The organism is Virgibacillus sp. M23 (genome assembly GCF_034190895.1).
Classification (GTDB): domain Bacteria; phylum Bacillota; class Bacilli; order Bacillales; family Amphibacillaceae; genus Virgibacillus; species Virgibacillus salarius.
This window is the reverse complement of sequence record NZ_JAWDHA010000055.1, coordinates 1-22,106: the sequence shown is the minus strand read 5'-3', so window position 1 is coordinate 22,106 and position 22,106 is coordinate 1. Positions and strand designations below refer to the sequence as shown.

Sequence of the window (22,106 nt, the reverse complement as noted above, 5' to 3'; positions counted from 1 at the left end):
TTCAAACTTCAATTTCCTTTTGCACCTTTAACTTTACCTTGTTATGAGTTAAAATGCAAGTGGATACCTTGATATTTGCAACATTTTTTTCACAATTAGGCTATTTCATATCCAAATTGTGTCAGAAGCATGATAATTAGCCAGGTCACTAGTCAATTTCACCTAACATAATTGCACTATACGATAACATCGTAGCCTTGTTCTTCAATTACCTCTTGCATATCAGCTATAGAAACCTTTGTGTCATCATAGGTTATATCGACTTTCCCAGTATTTAGATGCACCTCTACCGTTGTAACACCCGTTAAATTTTCTAGTGCACCTTTTACAGACTGCTCGCAATGACCACAGCTCATTCCTTTTACGTCGATTGTTGTTTGCATTATAAATAAATCTCCTTTCATTGTTTAGATAACTATTATTTATCCGTAGTAAAACCCCAACTGATTGAAGTATTACTTTATCTTGGATACCTACTATTCTTACTTTATAACTTAACTCGTTTTAAACGAAGTGAATTAGAAACGACACTTACAGAACTAAATGCCATAGCAGCTCCAGCAATCCAGGGTGCTAATAATCCCATTGCTGCTATCGGAATTCCAGCACTATTATAGGCAAAAGCCCAGAACAGGTTTTGCCTGATATTCTTAATCGTCGCTTGGCTAATTTTAATTGCTTTTGGAATGAGAAGCAGTTCTCCTCCCAAAATCGTTACATCTGCTGCCTCAATGGCCACCTCGGTGCCTGTTCCAATCGCAATTCCTATATCTGCAATAGCAAGTGCAGGCGCATCGTTAATACCATCTCCTACCATTGCAACTTTTCTTTTATCCTCTTGGATCATCTTCACCTTAGCTGCTTTTTCTTTAGGTAGGACTTCAGCAATTACTTGGTCAATTCCAGCTTGATCTGCAATTGCCTTAGCCGTTCTTTCATTATCTCCTGTCAACATAACGACTTCCAACCCTTGATCTTTTAACTGTTTGATTGCCTGTAATGCAGTATCCTTTATCGTATCGGCAACGGAGATAATGCCTTGATACTCCTTATCTACGGCAATCAACATTGCTGTTTTTCCATGCTCTTCAAATGTGTGAAGCTGCATTTCGACATCAGTTGAATAGTTAATATCATTCTCCTTCATTAATAGTCTGGTACCAACAAGTACCTGATTACCATCTATCTGTGCAGCTATACCTCGACCGGGTATAGCATTGAAGCTTTCTACATCCAGCATATCTAATCCTTTTTCCGTTGCATAAGCTACAATAGCTTCTGCCAAGGGATGCTCTGAACCTTTTTCTGCACTTGCAACCAATTGTAATACACGCTCATCGCTAGTAAAATCTGTTACTTCTGGTTTCCCTTTAGTAATCGTTCCGGTTTTATCAAAAATAATTGTATCTAGCTTATGCGTTCGCTCAAGGTGTTCCCCACCCTTAAACAATATCCCATGTTCCGCTGCTTTTCCTGTGCCTACCATAATGGACGTAGGTGTAGCTAAACCCAGTGCACATGGACAAGCGATAACAAGTACTGCAATAGCAGCAACTAACGCTGGCTCCAGTTCACCAGGTACAACAAACAAGATCCAGGCTAAAAAGGTAAGCAAGGCAATTCCAACAACAATTGGCACAAAGTAACCTGAGATGATATCAGCTAATCGTTGAATCGGTGCTTTAGACCCTTGTGCATCCTCTACAGCCCTAATAATAGAAGCTAGTGCAGTCTCTTTCCCTACATTTGTCGCCTTCATTTCAAATGTGCCATTTTTATTTATGGTTGCACCAATCACTGTTGAGTCACGATCTTTTTCAACTGGAAGTGATTCTCCGGTAAGCATCGATTCATCCACAGATGTTCTTCCACGCATAATAACACCGTCTACGGGTATTTTTTCACCTGGTTTAACGATTAATCGATCCCCTTGAATTACTTCCTCTATCGGTACCATCATTTCAGTGCCATTTCTAACCACTCTTGCTTGTTTTGCTTGAAGATTTAATAATTTAGAAATTGCCATTGTTGTTCTACTTTTGGCCTTTGTTTCTAAATATTTCCCAAACAAGATTAACGTAATTAAGATCGCACTCGTTTCAAAATAAAGATGAGGCATATAATTTTGATCGACCATTGCTTTCATTACCTCATAAAGACTATAAAAATATGCAGCGCTTGTGCCTAAAGCGACAAGTACATCCATATTTGCAGATCTATTACGAAGATTTTTATATGCTCCAGCATAAAACTGCCAACCAATTATAAACTGAACAGGTGTTGCTAAAGCAAATTGAAACCACGGATTCATAAAGATAGCTGGCAACTGTAAACCGAATAAATGATCAAGCATGGTAATTAACAGTGGAATGGATAATGTAGCTGAAACCATCAATTTCCATCTCATTTTCATGAGCTGTTTTTCTTTTTTTGATTGTTGTATATCGTTTCCAGCTTTAGGATTTGCTTTATAGCCAAGTTTTTGTACAGCATCTATAAAATCCTGTTCTTCAACTATTAGCGGGTTATATTCAATCGTAGCTGTCTCATTGGCTAGGTTAACGGATGCACTCCTAACTCCCTGTTTTTTACTTAAAGCTTTTTCAATTCTTGTTGAGCATGCAGCACAGGTCATTCCTAAAACATCCAGCTCCGATTTTTCTGTCTCAACACCATAACCTAGCTTCTCTATTTTCCCTGTAACATCTTCTATGCTTACGGTCTCTGGGTCAAAGTCCACATTTGCTTTTTCTGTAGTCAAATTAACCTGTGCTTCGACTCCATCTATTTTATTTAACACTTTTTCAATCCTTGAAGAACAGGCTGCACAGGTCATTCCTGTTACCCCAATGGTTATATGATCTTTTTCATGCATTGGATACGCCTCCATCACTTCGAGAATTGCTTTAAAACCTCCATTAGCTCTTCAATTGCTTCATTGCCCTCCCCAGATTTAACCGCATCGGTAACACAATGCTTAGTATGTCGTTCAGCAATTGAAAATCCAACTTTTTTTAGTGCTGCATTAATAGCACTTATTTGTACTAAAATGTCAATACAGTACCGATCCTCCTCAACCATTTTCTGTATCCCTCTTACTTGACCCTCGATTCGTTTGAGCCTATTGGTAACAGCTGACTTCTCATCTTTTGTTCTAGGTGTTACTGGATGCTCATGCTTTTGATTTGCCATCTATTTCATCCCCTTACATGTAGTTTCACATTCACCTTACACATATACTATACCCCCCTAATGTATTTTGTGCAAGGGAAATGCATCAAATTATATAAAGTGAAGCTTCCATCCGTGGGGGTTGTTTTATCCCACGGGTGGTTAGGTGAACCAATCGGACATTTACTGGCAGTTGTTCCCTCACTTATCCATATTGGTTTCTCTTTATTGCTTGAAGTGAGGGGGGTACTGCCAGTTATGTGCGGGCATATAGAATGCTATATACCTAAAAAAATCCCTTAGTAGTAGCCTCTATAATAAAAGGTTCCACTAAAGGATAGGTTCATTCGTATCTTTTAAAAAAATATATTAGAAATGGAATAATTCCAAATAAAACTGTACTATAATCCAATCAAGAATTGGTACATCGCTGTTTCATCATTTTATCTCATATTGTAAAGAGCGTCATCATTCACTTTCATCAGTGTCCTCTTCCTTCATTTATTTTTCTCTTTCTATACACAAATAACGATCACTAACCAGTTATATGTGGGATAAAAGTTTATGTCTTATGCGGCACTTTGCTTATTTGCTAAGATAAGCTTTGCTTGTATCAAACGTCTCCTTACTATAATTCCAATCCAACTAGCTAATAATGCTTTAATCATGCCTACTACAATAAAAGGAAGTGCTCCAGTTAAAAACGCAGTAGTCCAATCAAAAGCTAGTAAATACTTGATTTGTATCGTACCACAGATTAATGTGATCAGCATACCTATTGTATTTGCAAGGACGGCATAAGCTAAATTAAACTTAGTTTTTTCTAATACCCACCCTGTAATATAGGCAGCGAGAATAAATCCAAAAATATAGCCTCCCGTTGGACCTGCCAAAACCTGTATTCCTTGAGTAAAGCCTGCAAATACCGGTAGGCCACAGGCCCCTAGTAACGCATAGCAAATCATTGCTAGTGCACCTTGTCGACTGCCAAGAATAGTAGCTGTAATACCGACTGCCAACGTTTGACCACTAATAGGAATGAGTGGTAATGGAATTTCCACTTGAGCCAATATAGCTGTTAACGCAGCAAATATAGCACAATTTAAAATGATTCGGAGCCTTCTGCTTTGCTGATGCATAAATACCCGCCCTTTGCATTGAATAGCCTAGATTGTAATCTTCTTATATATAAGTGAAATTGTATGCAATAAAAACAGTATTGTCAACTACAAAAAATAGCAGTTAACAATACTGTTTTCTTAGGCTCTCCGCTTACTAGTTATAAGCTTGGAGAATAGAAAGAAAGATAGAAATAGCTATCGAATAGACACCTGTCCATATTAATAATTTTTGAACCGTTTGGTGAAAGCTCTTTTTAAATCGTTGCAACGAATAATCTTGTTTAACCATCTCTTCCGTTCTTTTCATCCCTCTATTTTCTGGAGTTACCCATTCCCAGATAATTCGAAAACCTTTAAAAAACAAATAAAACAATTCACTGTTTGTTAAATGAATGATAGCAACTATTAGTAAAGAAATAAGACCGACTAAAAAAGCAATGTCCGTAATAAATAGAATATCCTTTAATACGATGATAATGAAAAACCACGCTAATATAAAGAAAACATGCTTCAGCAAGCTTACACCACCTTAGGAGCCAATCAACTTATAACTGGATGTCATTGGCTCCACACATTGTATCAATCTTTTATTCCGTTTTTTTAGCCCATTTAAATACAGGGCTCCGATTTTCATAGTATGCAACATTCTTGACGCCTGTTGATGTTAAATAGTTTTTGGTTAGGAAGTATAAAGGCATAAAAGGTAAATCGGTCATTAATGTTTCCTCAGCTTCATGCAATAGTTCAAAGCGCTTCATAATATCCTGTTCTACTTGAGCATCCTTTAATAACTGATCATATTGATCATTGACCCAACCCGTCCGGTTATTCGTACTAGTACCTAGATAGTATTCTAGATTCACTGCTGGATCAATATAGAGACCCGTCCAAGACATTCTCCCCATTTGATAATCGCCACGCCCTAACGTATCTAAATACGTATTCCATTCTTGATTGGCTAACTTAAGATCTATATTTAGGTTCTGCTTGAGCATTTCCTGTACTGCTTCCGCATACCTCTTATTATTATCTGAGGTACTAAACATTAATGTCACCTCAGGAAATTCAGACCAGCCTTCTTCCTCCATTGCTTCCTCTATTAATCTTTTTGCTTGATCATAATCTTCTTTAAAATAATCTCCACCAAGCTCACGAAAATCCCCATCAGGTGTGTCAGCCCCAGGTGGAACCATAGCAAAAGCTGGTGTTTCTCCAGTTTGTCCAACATTTTCAACTAGAGACTTTCGATCAACTGCCATGGCAAACGCCTGTCTTACCTTTCGATTCGTAAATGGTTCTTTATTTACATTAAATATGAACATCGCTGTAGAATAATATGGAAATTCAATATATTCATCACTATCCTTAACAGCAGATAATTGATCTGTAGGTATGGAACTGATAAAATCTAGATCGCCAGTTTGATATAATTGATACGCGGTTGTTGCATCGTCGACCATTTCAAATGTAATTTGTTTTAAAGTGATGTCATCTTGACTATAATAGTCATCATTTTTAGATAAGATAATTTTGTTGTCATGCTCCCATTCCGTCATATAGAAAGCACCATTTGTTACGAAATTTTTAGCATCTAACGTCCAATTTTCATTCCCTTCAACAATATCTTTTTTTACAGGATAAAAAGTCCAAATGGTCATCAGACTATCTAAAAACGCAGTAGGAGACTCAAGAGTTACCTCCAACGTTTTATCATTAATTACTTTTATTCCTACATCATCTACACTTACTTCCCCTTTGTTATATGCTTCAGCATTCTTTATGACAAATAAATAGTACGCAAATCGTGCTCCTGTATTTGGATTTAATACCCTTTCCCAAGAATACTTAAAATCTTCAGCCGTTAAATCCGATCCATCGGACCATTTTGCATCTTCTTTAATCTTAAATGTATATACAGTGCCATCTTCTGACACCTCTACATCCTCAGCAACTCCGAGCGTGATATTTCCATCTTGATCGCGCGTATATAAACCTTCATACATATGATCTAAAATCCATCCAGAAGTAACGGATGTATTCAGTGCCGGATCAAGACTAGCTGGTTCAGAACCAGCATTTAATACAAGCTCTTGCTTTACTGATCCTTCGGCTCCTGATTTATTCTCTCCTTCTGAGCAAGCTGCCATAATCATAGCTACGCATATAAATAGAATAACAATCAACTTGTTTTTCATTTTCCTGCCCCCTCCATCATATTTAATATGCTTCCTCGACACTTTCATTTATTAATTTTTTTAGCCCATTTAAAGACTGGTGATTTATGATTATAGTAAACAATTCCCTCTATTTCTGGTGATGTAAATAATTTGATGAGAGGAAATAATATGGCATAAAAGGTAAATCCTCCATTAATATTGCTTCTGCTTGATGTAATAGCTTAAAGCGTTTATCTGCATTTTGTTCTACTCGTACTTCTTTCAATAGTTGATCATATTCTTTCTCCTTCAATATACTATGAATATAGATGACAGGCTGTCCAGTGGTCAGACTGTATTTCCTTCCATTCCGGGGCTTTTAAAGAACAAATTTCCATTGCATGTGGGCATCTTGTGCGAAATTTACATCCATTTGGCGGGTTCACTGGACTTGGTGGATCTCCCTGTAACACGATCCTATCTCTTCTTGAAATTGTTGGGTCTGGCACAGGAACAGCTGATAAAAGTGCCTGAGTATAGGGATGCTTGGGTTCGTTAAATAGTTTCTGACTATTTGTTAATTCCATCATACTCCCTAGATACATAACACCTATTCGGTCACTGATGTGCTTAACCATACTTAAATCATGGGCAATAAATAAGTAGGTTAGATCTTCAGAATCTTTTAAATCATTAAGCAAATTTAGAACCTGTGCTTGAATGGAAACATCTAATGCAGATATTGGTTCATCTGCAACAATAAATTTAGGCTTAACCGCCAGTGTTCGAGCAATTCCAATACGCTGCCTTTGTCCTCCACTAAATTCATGGGGATAGCGCTTTACAACATCAGGATTCATCCCTACTCTTTCCAATAAATCATAGATTCGCTCCTTTCTTTGTTTGCCCTTTGCTAAGCCATGTGCATCTATTCCTTCAGCTATGATATCCCCTACCTGCATTCGTGGATTTAAAGAGGCTTGGGGGTCTTGAAAAATAATCTGAACTTCCCGATTAACTCGTTGCTGTTCCTTCTTTGATAGATCCTTTACATTACTACCCTCATAATAGACAGCTCCCTCAGTAGGGTTTGTCAGACCAACAATTGTTTTTCCAAATGTAGATTTTCCACTTCCACTTTCACCAACTAACCCAAATGTTTCTCCTTGATAAATCTCTATGGAAATCCCATCAACTGATTTGACTAACTGCTGCCTGCCTATGGCAAAGTGTTTTTTAATATCGATTGTTTGAATAATTCCTTGATTCATACAAGCTCCTCCGCATCTGAAAACTCCGCTATCTTCGGAGCCAATTCATCATTTAAAAAGCATCTTGATGAGTGACCTTCGGCAATGTCATAAAGATCAGGAACTTCTTCCATACAAATATTCATCGCATATTTACAACGAGGAGCAAAAGGGCACCCTTTCGGTGGTGAAAATAGATCTGGTGGAGATCCCTCAATTGGCTTCAGTCTTTCTTTTTTTTCATGATAAACATTTGGAATCGATTCTAATAAGCCCCATGTATAAGGGTGATTCGGATTGGAAAATAGTTCGTGGACACTGCATTTCTCTACCATCATCCCACCATACATTACAATCACCTTATCCGCACCCTCGGCCACTACCCCTAAATCATGTGTTATTAAGATAATAGAAGTATCTTTTTTTTCTTGAATATCTTGTAATAATTCGAGAACTTGTGCCTGTATTGTTACATCCAATGCCGTCGTCGGCTCATCTGCTATTAACAAATCTGGATTACAAGCGAGCGCGATTGCAATCATTACACGTTGTCGCATTCCTCCACTGAACTCATGCGGATATTGTTCATACCTTTTATCAGCATTTGGAATACCGACCTCTTTAAGCATTTCAATCGCTCTTACCTTTGCTTCTCGCTTGGAAACATTTTGATGATAGATTAATCCTTCCGAAATTTGCTTGCCAACCTGCATGGTTGGGTTTAATGATGTCATGGAATCTTGAAAAATCATGCTCATCTGCTTTCCCTTTATTTCCCGCATTTGTTTTTTATTTAATTTCAATAATTCTTTTCCTTTAAATCGAATACTTCCTCCTTGTACATTGCCTGCTGGATGAGCTATTAACCCCATAATTGCTTGTACAGTTACACTTTTTCCACTTCCACTCTCGCCAACAATAGCTACTGTTTCTCCGTGATTAACATTAAAGGAGACTCCCCTTACGGCATCAACCGTGCCACCATAAGTTTTAAAGTTAACCTTTAAATTATTCACCTCTAATAAAGACATACCGTTATTTTCCTCCCTTTTTGCGTACCTTTGGATCTAAAGCGTCTTGCAATCCATCGCCAAAAGCATTGAATGCAAACATCGTTAACGAGATCATAAGAGCGGGGAAGAAAAGCCTCCACCATTGTCCACCAATAACAACTCCTAAGGCATCATTAGCCATCGTACCCCAGCTCGCAAAGGGAGCTTGAACACCCAGCCCCAGGAAACTTAGGAAAGATTCAGAAAATATAGCGGATGGAACTGAAAATGTAAGATTAACAATGATGATCCCCATCGTATTCGGAATTAAATGTTTTCTAATTATCTTGGCATGACTCGTACCTAACTTTTCTGCAGCTAGTACATAGTCTTGGGATTTTAATTGTAGGATTTGCCCGCGGACAATTCGAGCCATGCCAACCCAACCCGTGGCAGACAAAGCAATAATAATTGTTAGCATGCCTGGCTCCATAATTACCATCAGCAATATAACAACGAGTAAGTATGGAATACCATATAGCACCTCAACGATACGCATTAATATACTATCTATTCGGTCACCCTTTTTCCCCTTTCCAGCCATGTATCCAGATACGCCACCAATGGTTACACCAATAATTAAATCTAATAAAGCAGCCACTAAACCTATGGTTAGAGAAACTCTTGCCCCCTGCCAAGTACGCGCCCATACGTCACGCCCCAAATCATCTGTTCCAAACCAATGCTCACTAGATGGAGGAAGATTATTCTTGGTAAGCTCCTGTTCAGAGGCGGAATAAGGAACCATAGACGGCCCTGCGATTGCAAAAAACGTGATGATAAGAAGTAATGCTATACCAAGTAACGCTAGTTTATTTTTTAATATATTGATAGCCGTTTCTTGCCAAATAGATAAGCTTGGTCGAACGATCTTTTCAGATAATCGATCTTGTTGCCTAACTGGCTCAAATAATAATTCCCTTGCTTCCTTACTCATCTATGATCCTCCTTTACTAGTCAATGTAATCCGTGGATCGATAAATCGATAGGAAACATCAATTAAAAATAAGACAACAACTAGAATAACGCTATAAAAAATAGTAGTTCCCATGATTACCGTGTAGTCTCGGTTAAATATACTATCCACAAAGTACCGTCCAATACCCGGTACAGAGAATATGCGTTCTATCACTAGTGTGCCTGTAATTAAAGATACAAATAGTGGTCCAATAAAAGATACAACAGGTAATATGGCATTACGGATACCATGCAAAAAGAGGATACGATATGTTGGTAACCCCTTTGCATCTGCAGTTTTCATATAATCTTGATTTATAACATCAAGCATACTCGAGCGGACAAAACGGGCTATAATTGCTAATGGCCCAGATGCCAAAGCTATCGATGGTAGCACAGCATGCTGCCACGTTCCCCAATTCGCAACAGGAAATACTTGTAAATCAACGGCTAAGAATTTCATTAATAGTGGTGCAAGTATAAAGTTAGGTACTGAAATTCCAACTGTTGCTATTACCATTGCTGTATAATCAAAAATACTATTATGGTATAAAGCAGCTATAATTCCTAACGTAACACCAAATACTAAGGCGATAAGTAGCGTTAGTAGTCCTAGTGTCGCTGAAGCCCCCAGACCAGAAGCAATAATATCATTTACTGACCTTCCACTACCCTCCATAGAGATTCCTAAGTCAAACGTCAATAAATTCTTCATATATGTAAGATATTGAATTGGTAAAGGGTCATCAAGGCCATACTTCGCATATAGATTTTCAAGTGCCTCTTCTGGTAGCGCTCCTTCTTCTGTAGAAAAAGGATCTCCGGGAATCAGCTTCATCAAAATAAATGTCAATGTCGCAATTACCCATACAGTTAATAACATCGTAAGGACACGTCTAATGATGTACATAACATTCCTCCCTATATTGACATAAAATTACTTCCCATTAGTTTAAGTATCTATCAAAAAATTCTCCCACCTTAAATTGCATCGATTGATAACTAGCCATACTACTGGTCTGTCCCCCCATTTGATGGCCATCCTCTTCAGAGATAATTAGTGTCACATCCTTACCCAATTTCGTTAATTTCTCTTTAAATTGCTTCGATTCTTCAACTGGGACACGACTATCATTTTGTCCATGACACATCAAAAGAGGCACACTCACCTGCTTCGCATGGCAAAGAGGGGATATTTCATCAAAAAAGGACTTGTCCTCTGATAAAAACCCATATTCGTACTCTCTTAATAACCGTCTATAAGAACCGGTTTTCTCTAAAAATGTACGAATATGTGATATACCAACAATGGATACTGCTGCTGACCATAAGTTCGGATAATGTCCAATGACCGTATTGACGATAAAACCACCGTAGCTTCTTCCCATGATGCCCAGCTTGTCTTTCTGAATACCGTGTTTATCAAAAGCAACCTGAGCAAGAGCCTTAATATCTTTCGCTGCATCTAAACGCTTTCTTCGATCATCCAAGGATAAATATTTCCTCCCAAAACCCTTACTCCCTCGTATATTTGGAACAAATACGGAAATCCCCATATGAACGAGTCCTTGGAGAATTGGATTAAAGTCCACTCTGGATAGATTTTCTGGCCCACCATGAACATAAATAACGGCACCTTTTGGATTTTTACTATTTGCGTAATAGAAATAGGGAATTTCCAGCTCATCAAACGATTTAAATGCGCACATCTCCGGATTGTATTTTCTTAGCTGTAATGCATCGGAATAACCAGTATCCGTCAATCGTGTCAATGTCCTCTTTAGAAGATCGTAGATATGTACTTCCCCAGGCATTTGTGGTCCTTTTAACAGAAAAAAGAAGGAACGGTTATCCAGCCATGTGATATGTGATGTTACACCAATTGGTAATTCTTCCATCTTTTTTAAGCTGTTATTGGCAATGTCATATACGTAGATGAGTGAAACTCCACCTTGATTAACAGTGAGAGCTATTTTTGTTTCGTCCTTTGAAAGTTTCATCTCCTCTATATCCCATGGAATGGATTGAATAACAGGAATGAGCTCTTGTGGATGAGATAATGAGAATTGATATAAATGCATATATTCACTATTAACATCTGAAAGCAAAAAGCCTTTCTCCTGATTTTTTGAAAATACTACGGATTGATAACGAGCTAATTTATCTTTTACTCCAATTCTTACCTTAGATAAGTCTTGTAAATTAATTATCCAATAAGAGGAATCAATATTCGTTTCCTGTAGTTGTACTACTACATGATCGCAATCCTTCATCCATTTAACGACGGTACATGCACCTTCACAACGAAAAAGAAGATCTCCTTTCTCTGTTTCTACATCTATAATGTGGACGTGGTAGCCTTGCTCCTCTTTTTGATAAGAAGTATAGATTATTTTCTTTTCATTAGGAGAAAAGCCTCCAAAAGTATGAAAATGGTCTAAAGCGTATACGAGTCTCTTTAATTTTTTCGTTTGCTGATGATAGAGAAATAATTGTTTTTTTTCGTTTCCTTTATAATCTATGCCTAGAACCGTATACATTCCGCTCTTGGAATGATTCACGGAGAGCACTCTTCCGTCCGTCAACACGAACGGCCTTTCTTCTCTCGTTACAAGATCGAATTCATATAGTTGCGGCAAGCCATTACCTCGATGCACATAAGTGATTTTATTACTATTTGGTACTTTCTTTGGTTGTTCAGCTCCATTTATTTTTAAATAATCCGATAATTTTTCCAACAAATTAACACCTCACTTAAAATTTATTCATCAAACAAATAAGTTGTTGGTTGTACGTAAAGGTCGATGCCGTAGGAAGTTTTGATAGGCAAACCCTTTTACTTCGTCTTCTGTATAAAATTTCAACAATTCATTAATTAAATTCTGGTAATGGGATGCTCTTTCAAGTTTGTTCACAAACGTTTTAACTCCATCAAAATCAGAACCAAAACCGATATTATTCACACCCCCTAGTGAGCATAGATGGTCAATATGCTTGATTAAATCAGCAATAGTTGTGACGCGCTTTTTATTTATGAAGGGGGGATTGTATACTACATGAATAAGCCCTTGGCAATCTAGCATACTTTTAATTTGGTCATCATATAGATTACGAGGGTGATCACAAATACTACGCACATTGGAATGGCTGGCAATGAGATAATCAGCGATTTCAATTGTATCCCAGAATCCCTTTACAGAAGCGTGAGATACATCTGTAAAAACACCATTCTTATTATTTCGTTTAATAACTTCTTTTCCTAACGGAGTTAAACCACCTGCATTCGCTACTCCTGCACCATCTCCACAGAGATTGGCATGGTTCCATGTTAAACCAATTAATAAAATCCCAGCACTGTACAGATATTCCAATTTATCTAGTTCATTTCCAAAGGGCTCTGCGCCTTCTAATGTTAGGATTGCACCAATTTCCCCTTTCTTAAGCGTATCAATATCTTGCCAATGTTTAATATGTTTCATCGTCGGGTTCTTACCAATGATTTCGGAATGGAAGATTTCTATCTGTTCTAATGCATATTCCCATTTCTTTTCAGCAGGTACATAAGGTTTGATAAATATTGCGAAAAACTGTACAACTACCTTTCCTTTTTGCAACTCCAATAGATTTGTAGTTAATTGATTGGAATCCTTATATTTCAGTATTTGATCTTTCTCCCGTTTAGCAACCTGCATTTTAACTAATGCATCACAATGTGTATCAATAACATTCATATCTAGCTCCTCCAAGTATTAGACAGCAGCTCCTTCAACACGCGGCAACATTCTTAAATTGATGAATGCTGCCCAAGCAACACCATTGTCGTCTATAAAAAACTTCACTACTTTTCCACTGTCTTTTATTACTAGAGTCTGATAATCAATAGCCTTAACAACAGATGAATGACCGTTGGTTTCAGCAACGAGTACATTATTTATGATTCGAATTTCTAATCGGCTTCCCTTCTTGTTCGTCGCATAAGTACCTACCAATGCTTGAAGTTCCTTAGGTGAAAGATGATAGTCAGGCGCTTCCTTCTTCTTCTGTTTAATTGGTATCCCTAAAGCTGTATGTAGCGCAGCTTTCCAGATGTCTATTTTCGGACCACTAGAAACATTTGTCAGAACTGCTACTACTATTTTCTCTTCTGGTATAAAACCAAAATATGAAGAAACACCAGGCAAACTCCCACCATGCTTTACTAGCTGATATCCAAAATAATCTTGCTCTGTTCTTACCCCATATCCATAACATTCATTTTTACCAATTGGAAAAACTGGCTTCCACATCTTTTGATAGTTTATATGCTGCCAAGTTGATTGTTCTGACGCAAGTGTATCTACATAGACATTTCCATACTTTATCAAATCCACGACCGTCGAACGAAGCCCTCCACTTGTTTCATAATTACCAAGGTTTTCCCAAGGATTGGATTGAAATGATTTCGCAACAGGATCATAGTCATACTGCACCGTTACATTCCCGAACTTTTTAATATCTTCGGTACTATATGTAGTACGATGCATTTCTAGTGGAGCTATAATTTCTTCGATCATGTATTTCCGGAATAGTCTTCCAGTCACTTTCTCAATGATGGCACCTAACAATAAATATAGATCGTTACAGTAACTCAAATATTCTCCCGGTTTACCTAAAGGACGTTCATGAATAGTTGCTAAATAGGAGATATGCTCATGAAAGCGGTTTAATTCTTGATAACGCTCAATTGGCGGAAGTCCTACTGTATGGGATAGCAAATGGTGTATCTTTATTTGAGACATATCTTCCGTTTTCAATTGGAAATCTGGTAAATACTTAATCACGGGGTCATCAACTGATAGCTTTCCTTCCGACTCCAATTTCATAATTGCTAGTGCTGTAAAGGATTTCGTTATGGAGGCGATACCAAAAATCGTATCTACAGTAACAGGTTTTTTATTTTTCTCATCTCGATAACCGAAACCATTCATATATATAGTTTCCCCATTTTTCGAGACAGCGACAGCTGCACCCGGCACATGCCCATCCAACATGAGCTGATTGACATAGGATTCAAAAATAGACCACTTATTATTATGCATAGTTGGCACTCCTTAATACGATTATGTTTGACCTGATTAGAAAGCCTGTTTTAAGAGCTCTAGTTTCAATCATTATAATATTGACGATAGAATTATAAAAATATATAATTTTTATAATATTATAATCAATAGTTATTAATACAGTACTTATATAAGCATATAAGAGGAGCCCTTACATGAGTCTACAAACATTACGATACTTTATAGAAGTTGCAAAGCATCTTAGTTTTAGCGAGGCATCCAAGGCTTTACACATATCCCAACCTGGCTTAAGCCAACAAATTTCTGATCTCGAGCGTAAACTAGGGTTTAAGCTATTAAATCGTACCACTAGAAAAGTAGCTCTAACAGAAGAAGGGGCCTTTATCTTCAACAAGCTATCTACATCATTCAACGATATTGAAATGACATTAGATTTCATGACTACACAAAAAATGATTCCTAAGGCTAAAATAAAAATTGCTGCTGTGCCATCAGCAGCAAGTATTTTCATCCCTAAACTATTAATAAAAATGCTAACCGATTTTCCAGATATCGACGTTTATACACATGAAACTACGTCAGCGAAGGCTATTGAATTTATGAAACAAAAGCACTATCATCTTGCCTTCATTCGAACTCCTATTTATAAAGAAGAGTTCCTAAACAACGATTTAAGGCTGTTCGAATTTAAAAAATATCCATTACGACTAGTTGTAGCAAAAAATCACCCATTAGCCCAAAGAGATTCTGTAGACCTCCAAGACGCAAAAAACGAAACATTTATTCATTACAGTGATGATCATACGAATCCTTTACAATTTCTACTAGATAAAGCGTGTCTTACTGCTGGGTTTTCTCCGAAAAAGTTATGTACTGGTTCAGCATTATTATCTATTTATCATCTTGTATCCAATAATTTAGGTGTTTCCCTAATGCCATCTGATATGACGAGTTTACTAGAGAATAATAAAATCAAAATATTAAAACTCAATAATATTGAATTATTCAGCTCTACCTCCGTCTTATGGAATGAGGAGAATAATACATCTTTTGTAACAAATCAGATTCTTGATATTCTACAAACAGACCCTATTTTTAAAGAATTTATCTAAATTAATCAAAAGTGTGCTAGTGAGCTTCCCTTTTCAAACAGCAAAAAGAAACTGAAATGCATCTAAATAAAACCCATTTTGAATTTCTTATGAAACATTGGTATAATATCTGTTGCAAGATAGAAAAAATTGAATATCGACTACCAAACATTTGTATCTTGCAAATATAAATGATAGGTGGTAAACAACATGGAGAAAAACAATAATTATCAAGTATTATTGTACTATCAGTATGTTCAAATTGATGACCCTGAAGGTTATGCTGCGGAACATCTGAAATTCTGTAAGGAATTGGGATTAAAAGGTAGAATTTTAGTAGCCCAAGAAGGGATCAATGGTACTGTTTCAGGTACAATCGAACAAACAGAAGCATACATGGAAGCAATGCATCAGGACCCTCGTTTTGCAGACATGGTATTCAAAATTGACGAGGCTGCAGATCACACCTTCAAAAAAATGCATGTTCGTCCTCGTAAAGAGCTAGTGACATTTCGATTAGAAAATGATATAAACCCTTTAGAAACTACAGGTAATCATTTATCTCCGAAAGAATTTTACGAAGCAATGCAGGATGAAAACACAATCGTTATTGATGCACGGAATGATTATGAATACGATTTAGGACATTTCCGCGGAGCAGTTCGCCCAGATATAAAAACCTTCCGTGAATTACCAGAGTGGATTCGTGAACACAAGGATCAGTTTAAGGATAAAAAGGTCCTAACCTATTGTACCGGTGGTATCCGCTGTGAGAAGTTTTCTGGTTGGCTGTTAGAAGAAGGATTTGAAGATGTTAATCAATTACACGGTGGAATCGTTACGTATGGTAAGGATCCTGAGGTGCAAGGTGAATTATGGGATGGTAAATGCTATGTATTCGATGAACGTATTTCCGTACCAGTAAACCAAAAAGAACATGTAGTAGTCGGCGTGGATTATTTCGATGGCGAACCGTGCGAAAGATATATAAACTGTGCAAACCCAGAATGTAATAAACAAATTCTCTGCTCAGAAGAAAATGAGCACAAATATTTACGAGGCTGTACGCATGAGTGCCGTGTTAGCCCTCGGAACTTGTATGTAAAAGAACATGAGCTATCACAAGAAGAGGTAGAAGAACGCTTGCAAAAACTAGGTGAAACATTAAAGCAAGAAATTTAACATTTTCATTCAGCCCCTGATTGTTGTCATATGAACAATTGGGGGCTTTTTTGTAGTCTAGGAAATTATAAAATTTGACTATGTGATAAATATGAACATATTGAGCCACGTCCAACTCAGCGCCCAGAAACGAGGTGACTTCACGAATTGCCCTAATCTAAGTCATTATCGGTTTACAAGCTCACCGTGATTCCTTTATCTCCGTTGACTCACTCCAGTCGCTATCTTTCTAATCGGGCGTGCTTATTGTTAAGTTTTTTAATAATGATATTCTCCATAATAAAGAAAATCTTCCTATCTTCAAAAGCGATTCACCCCCTATTAAAGAGAAACATTTGGTGTTAGGAAGCTATTCTTTGTGGGGAAAACTATGTAATCCCCGCTTTGACATGCCCACATCAACTTGCTATCCTTTTTTTAAAAGGAGGCTTTTTTATGAGTGTCTATGAATTTCAAGCTAAAATGATAGGTGGTAAAGAAAAGTCATTAAGCGATTACCGAGGTGAGGTATTGTTAATTGTAAATACAGCAAGCAAATGTGGATTTACTCCACAGCTCGAAGGATTACAAAACGTATACAATGCTTACAAGGATCAAGGATTTCAAGTACTTGGATTTCCTTGCAATCAGTTTAATAATCAGGATCCAGGAACAGAAGGAGAAATCTCGGAATTCTGCCAGATTAATTATGGAGTTACCTTTCCAATGTTTAGTAAGGTTGATGTTAAAGGTGAAAATGCCCATCCCCTTTTTAACTATTTAACAGAAGAGGCTAAAGGTTTTCTTACGAAACAGATCAAATGGAATTTCACCAAGTTCTTAGTAAACAAACAAGGGGAAGTAATTAATCGATATGCTCCACAAACAAAACCAGAACAGATCAAAACAGATATTGAGGTAGCTTTACAAGGATAACCATCTTTTTTTATGTACAACTTTAAATAGATACAAGCTCCAGATTCCCTCTATTAGGAAATTCGACCTCGTCATCCGACTAAATGACATTTTCGGATTGATAATATCAGAGCTAGCCCAGCATATTTTATAGATCCGCAGAGACTGTGCATATTGTACATGAAACCTCACTAGGCGAATAAGAACGAATTGGTGGTTACACCCAGAAGTTAGATTTTTCACTCTAACTTCCCCGGGGTTGGTACCAAAACGTATCGAATGATTGTTCGACTTTTATTATCTAACATACACTTATGTCCATATCTTCTTTTAAAGTACTTTTTCTAGGAAAACCTTCGCACGATCTGTAGTAGGCTTGTCAAAGAAAACGGACGGTACCGCCTCCTCTACCAGCTTACCGTTATCTAAAAATAGCACACGATCGCCCACTTCCTTCGCAAAATTCATTTCATGTGTCACAATTACCATCGTCATCCCTGTCTTTGCTAAATCCTTCATTACATCTAGTACTTCTTTAACCATTTCAGGATCTAATGCGGAGGTAGGTTCATCAAACAACATAATTTCTGGCTCCATTGCTAAAGCTCTAGCAATTGCCACTCGCTGCTTCTGCCCACCAGATAATCGATTCGGATAGGTATTCTCTTTATCTGTTAACCCTACCTTAGCTAATAACTTTCTTGCAACTGCTTCTGCCTCTCGTTTTTCTACACCCTTCACCTTTTGCGGTGCATAACTAACGTTATCTAACACCGTCATATGTGGAAATAAATGAAAATGTTGAAAAACCATCCCGATGTTTTTACGAATTTCTAATTTATTTGTTTTAAGCTTCGTAATCTCTTTTTCTTTTATATATATTTGCCCCTCCGTTGGGTCTTCCAATAAATTTAGACAGCGCAAAAATGTTGATTTTCCCGAACCAGATGGACCAATAATCGTTACAACTTCTCCTTGATGAATGGTTGTAGAAATTTGATCTAAGACTATATTTTTATCAAATACTTTTGTAAGATTCTTTGCTTTAATCACTTTGACGAAGCCTCCGTTCTATCAATCTACCTAGTAAAGTAAGTATATAAACCATTACCCAATAAATTAGTCCAGCAAATAATAATGCTTCAAAATTCCGGTATAAATCTGCGCCAGCAATTTGTGCTCTTCGCATAATATCTAAGTAACCAATTGTAGAAACAAGTGCTGATTCCTTTGTTAACGTGATAAACTCATTCATCATTGCAGGCAGTATATTTTTAAAAGCTTGTGGTAAGATAATATTTAACATCATTGGCTTATACGGAACGCCTAAAGCCTCAGCAGCTTCCGTCTGTCCTTTATCAATTGCAAGGATACCACCACGAATAATTTCTGAGATATAAGCAGCAGAATTCAGCCCAAAAGCTAACACAGCAGATAGAAATGCAGATATATTATAACCAGTTAATTGTGGTACAGCATAATAGATAATCATAAGCTGTAATATGAGGGGAGTTCCGCGGAATATCGATGTATAAGCATCCGCTACCCATTTTAGTACAGGGATGTTTGTAATTTTACATAATGACAATACTGTACCTAAGATAAAACCTATCACAATGGAAACACTAACAAATTTTAATGTAGCCCATATTCCTTCTAGTATAAAAGGAATATAAGGCACGATTTGGCTGAAATCCAAATTCATGCCTTATCACCTCGCTTTTCTCTCGTTGTTATTACAGAGTGTAGTTGGCAGCAAATCCTAATAATCGATTATCGAGATAACCACGATGTTTATCCAATTACAAATACTACTAACGTGCTACCTACATGCATCTTGTACAAAATAGAAACGTTTGCTGTAACTTATGGTTAATTGAATAGACGTTAGCCTACTCCATATCTGACAGCCATTTTTCTTCCAATTCTTTTATTTTTCCATCTTCCTCTAATTTTTTTAATACATCATTCACATCATCCACAAGTCCATTTCCTTTCGGGAAAGCAATGCCCATTCCAGGCGAGCTTGTCGTTGGATCATCAAACCCTTTTAATCCTTGCTCGTTGATATAACCCTTGGCAACCGTTTTATCCATATACCCAACATCAATTCGATTCGAATTCAATTCCTGTACAAGTAAACCAGCATTATCCACTTTTTTAACTTCAAAATCGTATTTATCTGCTAAGATTTCTGCTCCCTCTTCTTGAATCGTACCTAACTGCACACCAATTGTTTTTCCTTTTAAATCATCAAGGCTTTTAATATTGGATTCAGCACCTGTCAAGAAGCTTTCCCCAGAGTGATGATATTCTGTAGAGAAATCAACATTTTTTTTACGTTCTTCTGTAGCACTCATCCCTGACATAACCATATCTACTCTATTAGCCTGTAATGCACCAATTAATCCATCAAATTTCATATCTTCGATTTGTAATTCATACCCTAATTCATCAGCAATCAGATGCGCTAAGTCAATATCGAATCCTTCAAAATTACCTTGTGGATCTCGTGATTCAAAAGGAGGAAAATCAGCTGAGGTTGCCATTTTCAATACCTCCTCATCAGCAGACTTTGAATTATTTGATGTGGAATCTTCACTACTACCACAAGCTGATAACAAACCTACGATTATTGTAGAAAGAAAAATGATACCTATTGTTTTTTTCATGTTTTTCGCCCCATTTTCTTTATCTGTTGTTATTATTTATGAAATTCTGTTTGTATTGCTTTTAACAAGACAGAGTCTGTAATGACCTCATAGCCAGTCCTAGCCAATGCTAATGCACCATCCGCAATAACTTGCTGCCCTTTTGCTGTAATTGTCTTATCAGCAAATTCCTTCGTATGTGCAACTAAGCCAGGCTCATCCAACCCGATATAAGGATGAATTGCTGGAACGACATGACTAACATTTCCCATGTCAATGGATCCATAACTCTGCTTCGCTGGAAGTACAGGTACACCGGATATATCTTGTAAATGCTTTGAGAAAACGTTAGACAATTGCTTGTTTGTTATCATATTGTCGTAGCTGAGTTCATAATTAGATGATTCTAATCTGGCACCTGTCATCATGGCAGCCGCATTAGCAATGTTCATAACTTTTGTTACGACATCATTTAATACAGCTCGCTCTTTTGCTCGAATATAGAACTGAGCGACAGCCTTATCTGGTACCACATTTGCTGCACTACCTCCCTCAGCAATAATCCCATGAATTCGTACATCGTCAGGTAAATGTTCACGTAATGCATTAATCCCATTGAATAGTTGAATCACACTGTCTAAAGCATTTATTCCTTTTTCAGGAGAAGCAGCAGCATGGGAGGATTTCCCAAAGTAAGCAAACTGAATAGCATCCATTGCCAGTGAATCACCACTTTCATACGATTGATCACCTGGATGGACCATCATTGCTACATCGATCTCATTAAAAATACCTTGCTCACTCATAGGAACCTTTGCTCCGTTTGTTTCTTCAGCTGGTGTACCAAGAACGACAACGCTCCCACCAATTTCAGCTACCTGCTTGCTAAGAATAATTCCTGCACCTACACTCATTGTTCCAATTAAATTATGACCACATCCGTGTCCTACCTCTGGTAAGGCGTCATACTCTGCTAAGTAGGCAATAACAGGTCCAGGCTTCTCACCATTAAATACAGCTTTAAAAGCGGTTGGTCTACCAGCTGTACCCGTCTCAATAGTAAAATCATGGCTGACTAATAAATCTGTTAATTGTTTCATAGATTTATACTCTCGGTCCCCTAATTCAGGATGTTCATATAGATAACGGCTGATCTCACATAAATCTCCATGAATTTTAGTTATATTTTCAAATAATGGATCATTCATTTTGCTTCCCACCTGTATGCATATTTATTAATTAATATGTATATTTATAACATATTGTGTATACTCATGCAATAGTTATTTTATGCCAATCCTATTACTTTATCTAAAGGGCACTAACATATAAACGTTTGTCACACACTATTCATCAATTGCTTCTTATTAATCCCCATGTATACTAGAAAAACTGAGCAAAATTCGCTCAGTCCTTATCACTAAATGCTCAGATTTACGCTTCCTCTAGTAGCTATTATGGAATAATAGCTACTGCTTGACCACCACTCCGGCTGCCCACTTCCCTTTCCGTGGGGTTTGT

General features: G+C 37.2%; 20 protein-coding genes. 3 read left to right on the top strand and 17 right to left on the bottom strand.

Annotation, left to right across the window (positions count from 1 at the left end; translation table 11 throughout):
- Positions 1-176: 176 nt before the first annotated feature.
- From copZ to RVS70_RS17000, 13 genes are all read right to left on the bottom strand, one after another.
- Entirely contained in the window at positions 177-383 is a 207-nt protein-coding gene (copZ, locus tag RVS70_RS17060; RefSeq protein ID WP_026682716.1) for a copper chaperone CopZ, read from the bottom strand.
- 104 nt (positions 384-487) lie between these two features.
- Entirely contained in the window at positions 488-2,875 is a 2,388-nt protein-coding gene (locus RVS70_RS17055) for a heavy metal translocating P-type ATPase (protein WP_026682717.1), read from the bottom strand.
- A gap of 14 nt (positions 2,876-2,889) precedes the next feature.
- Positions 2,890-3,192 (bottom strand): metal-sensing transcriptional repressor, encoded by a 303-nt coding sequence (locus tag RVS70_RS17050; RefSeq protein WP_026682718.1) that lies wholly within the window; start codon positions 3,190-3,192, stop codon positions 2,890-2,892.
- A gap of 548 nt (positions 3,193-3,740) precedes the next feature.
- Positions 3,741-4,310, bottom strand: coding sequence for a biotin transporter BioY (locus RVS70_RS17045; protein ID WP_026682719.1), 570 nt, complete (start codon positions 4,308-4,310; stop codon positions 3,741-3,743).
- Positions 4,311-4,446: 136 nt separating this feature from the next.
- On the bottom strand, positions 4,447-4,809 hold the full coding sequence (locus tag RVS70_RS17040; protein WP_026682720.1) for a DUF3899 domain-containing protein: 363 nt from the start codon (positions 4,807-4,809) through the stop codon (positions 4,447-4,449).
- A 70-nt stretch (positions 4,810-4,879) separates the two neighbouring features.
- Positions 4,880-6,487, bottom strand: coding sequence for a peptide ABC transporter substrate-binding protein (locus tag RVS70_RS17035; protein WP_321134171.1), 1,608 nt, complete (start codon positions 6,485-6,487; stop codon positions 4,880-4,882).
- Between the two features lie 278 nt (positions 6,488-6,765).
- The gene (locus RVS70_RS17030; protein WP_026682722.1) at positions 6,766-7,719 is read right to left on the bottom strand and encodes an ABC transporter ATP-binding protein; all 954 of its coding nucleotides are present in this window, start codon (positions 7,717-7,719) and stop codon (positions 6,766-6,768) included.
- Complete coding sequence (locus RVS70_RS17025; protein WP_026682723.1) at positions 7,716-8,729, bottom strand: ABC transporter ATP-binding protein; 1,014 nt, start codon at positions 8,727-8,729, stop codon at positions 7,716-7,718. The genes RVS70_RS17030 and RVS70_RS17025 overlap by 4 nt, the downstream gene beginning before the upstream one ends.
- 4 nt (positions 8,730-8,733) lie before the next feature.
- Positions 8,734-9,687 carry an ABC transporter permease gene (locus RVS70_RS17020; RefSeq protein WP_321134169.1) on the bottom strand — a complete coding sequence of 318 codons (954 nt, stop codon included), beginning with the start codon at positions 9,685-9,687 and terminating at the stop codon, positions 8,734-8,736.
- Positions 9,688-10,617: an ABC transporter permease gene (locus RVS70_RS17015; RefSeq protein WP_026682725.1), complete on the bottom strand. Its 930-nt coding sequence runs from the start codon at positions 10,615-10,617 to the stop codon at positions 9,688-9,690.
- Between the two features lie 37 nt (positions 10,618-10,654).
- Positions 10,655-12,445, bottom strand: coding sequence for a prolyl oligopeptidase family serine peptidase (locus RVS70_RS17010; RefSeq protein ID WP_321134165.1), 1,791 nt, complete (start codon positions 12,443-12,445; stop codon positions 10,655-10,657).
- A gap of 30 nt (positions 12,446-12,475) precedes the next feature.
- Entirely contained in the window at positions 12,476-13,438 is a 963-nt protein-coding gene (locus tag RVS70_RS17005) for a dipeptidase (RefSeq protein ID WP_321134163.1), read from the bottom strand.
- Between the two features lie 18 nt (positions 13,439-13,456).
- Entirely contained in the window at positions 13,457-14,785 is a 1,329-nt protein-coding gene (locus RVS70_RS17000) for a serine hydrolase domain-containing protein (protein ID WP_321134161.1), read from the bottom strand.
- A 176-nt stretch (positions 14,786-14,961) separates the two neighbouring features.
- Here RVS70_RS17000 and RVS70_RS16995 point away from each other — a divergent pair, with 176 nt between their 5' ends.
- The 3 genes from RVS70_RS16995 (at position 14,962) to RVS70_RS16985 (ending at position 17,955) form a co-directional block, all read left to right on the top strand.
- Positions 14,962-15,879 (top strand): LysR family transcriptional regulator, encoded by a 918-nt coding sequence (locus tag RVS70_RS16995; RefSeq protein WP_051388442.1) that lies wholly within the window; start codon positions 14,962-14,964, stop codon positions 15,877-15,879.
- Between the two features lie 189 nt (positions 15,880-16,068).
- Positions 16,069-17,040: a rhodanese-related sulfurtransferase gene (locus tag RVS70_RS16990; protein ID WP_321134159.1), complete on the top strand. Its 972-nt coding sequence runs from the start codon at positions 16,069-16,071 to the stop codon at positions 17,038-17,040.
- A gap of 435 nt (positions 17,041-17,475) precedes the next feature.
- The gene (locus RVS70_RS16985) at positions 17,476-17,955 is read left to right on the top strand and encodes a glutathione peroxidase (RefSeq protein WP_026682730.1); all 480 of its coding nucleotides are present in this window, start codon (positions 17,476-17,478) and stop codon (positions 17,953-17,955) included.
- A 309-nt stretch (positions 17,956-18,264) separates the two neighbouring features.
- Here the strand turns inward: RVS70_RS16985 and RVS70_RS16980 are convergent, their stop codons facing one another.
- The 4 genes from RVS70_RS16980 to RVS70_RS16965 form a co-directional block, all read right to left on the bottom strand.
- Positions 18,265-18,987 (bottom strand): amino acid ABC transporter ATP-binding protein, encoded by a 723-nt coding sequence (locus RVS70_RS16980; protein WP_121604508.1) that lies wholly within the window; start codon positions 18,985-18,987, stop codon positions 18,265-18,267.
- Complete coding sequence (locus RVS70_RS16975; protein ID WP_026682732.1) at positions 18,980-19,639, bottom strand: amino acid ABC transporter permease; 660 nt, start codon at positions 19,637-19,639, stop codon at positions 18,980-18,982. Before RVS70_RS16975 ends, RVS70_RS16980 begins: the two co-directional genes overlap by 8 nt.
- Positions 19,640-19,826: 187 nt before the next feature.
- Positions 19,827-20,606: a transporter substrate-binding domain-containing protein gene (locus tag RVS70_RS16970; RefSeq protein ID WP_166530672.1), complete on the bottom strand. Its 780-nt coding sequence runs from the start codon at positions 20,604-20,606 to the stop codon at positions 19,827-19,829.
- A 32-nt stretch (positions 20,607-20,638) separates the two neighbouring features.
- Positions 20,639-21,793, bottom strand: coding sequence for a M20 family metallopeptidase (locus tag RVS70_RS16965; RefSeq protein ID WP_121604506.1), 1,155 nt, complete (start codon positions 21,791-21,793; stop codon positions 20,639-20,641).
- Positions 21,794-22,106 lie beyond the last annotated feature (313 nt).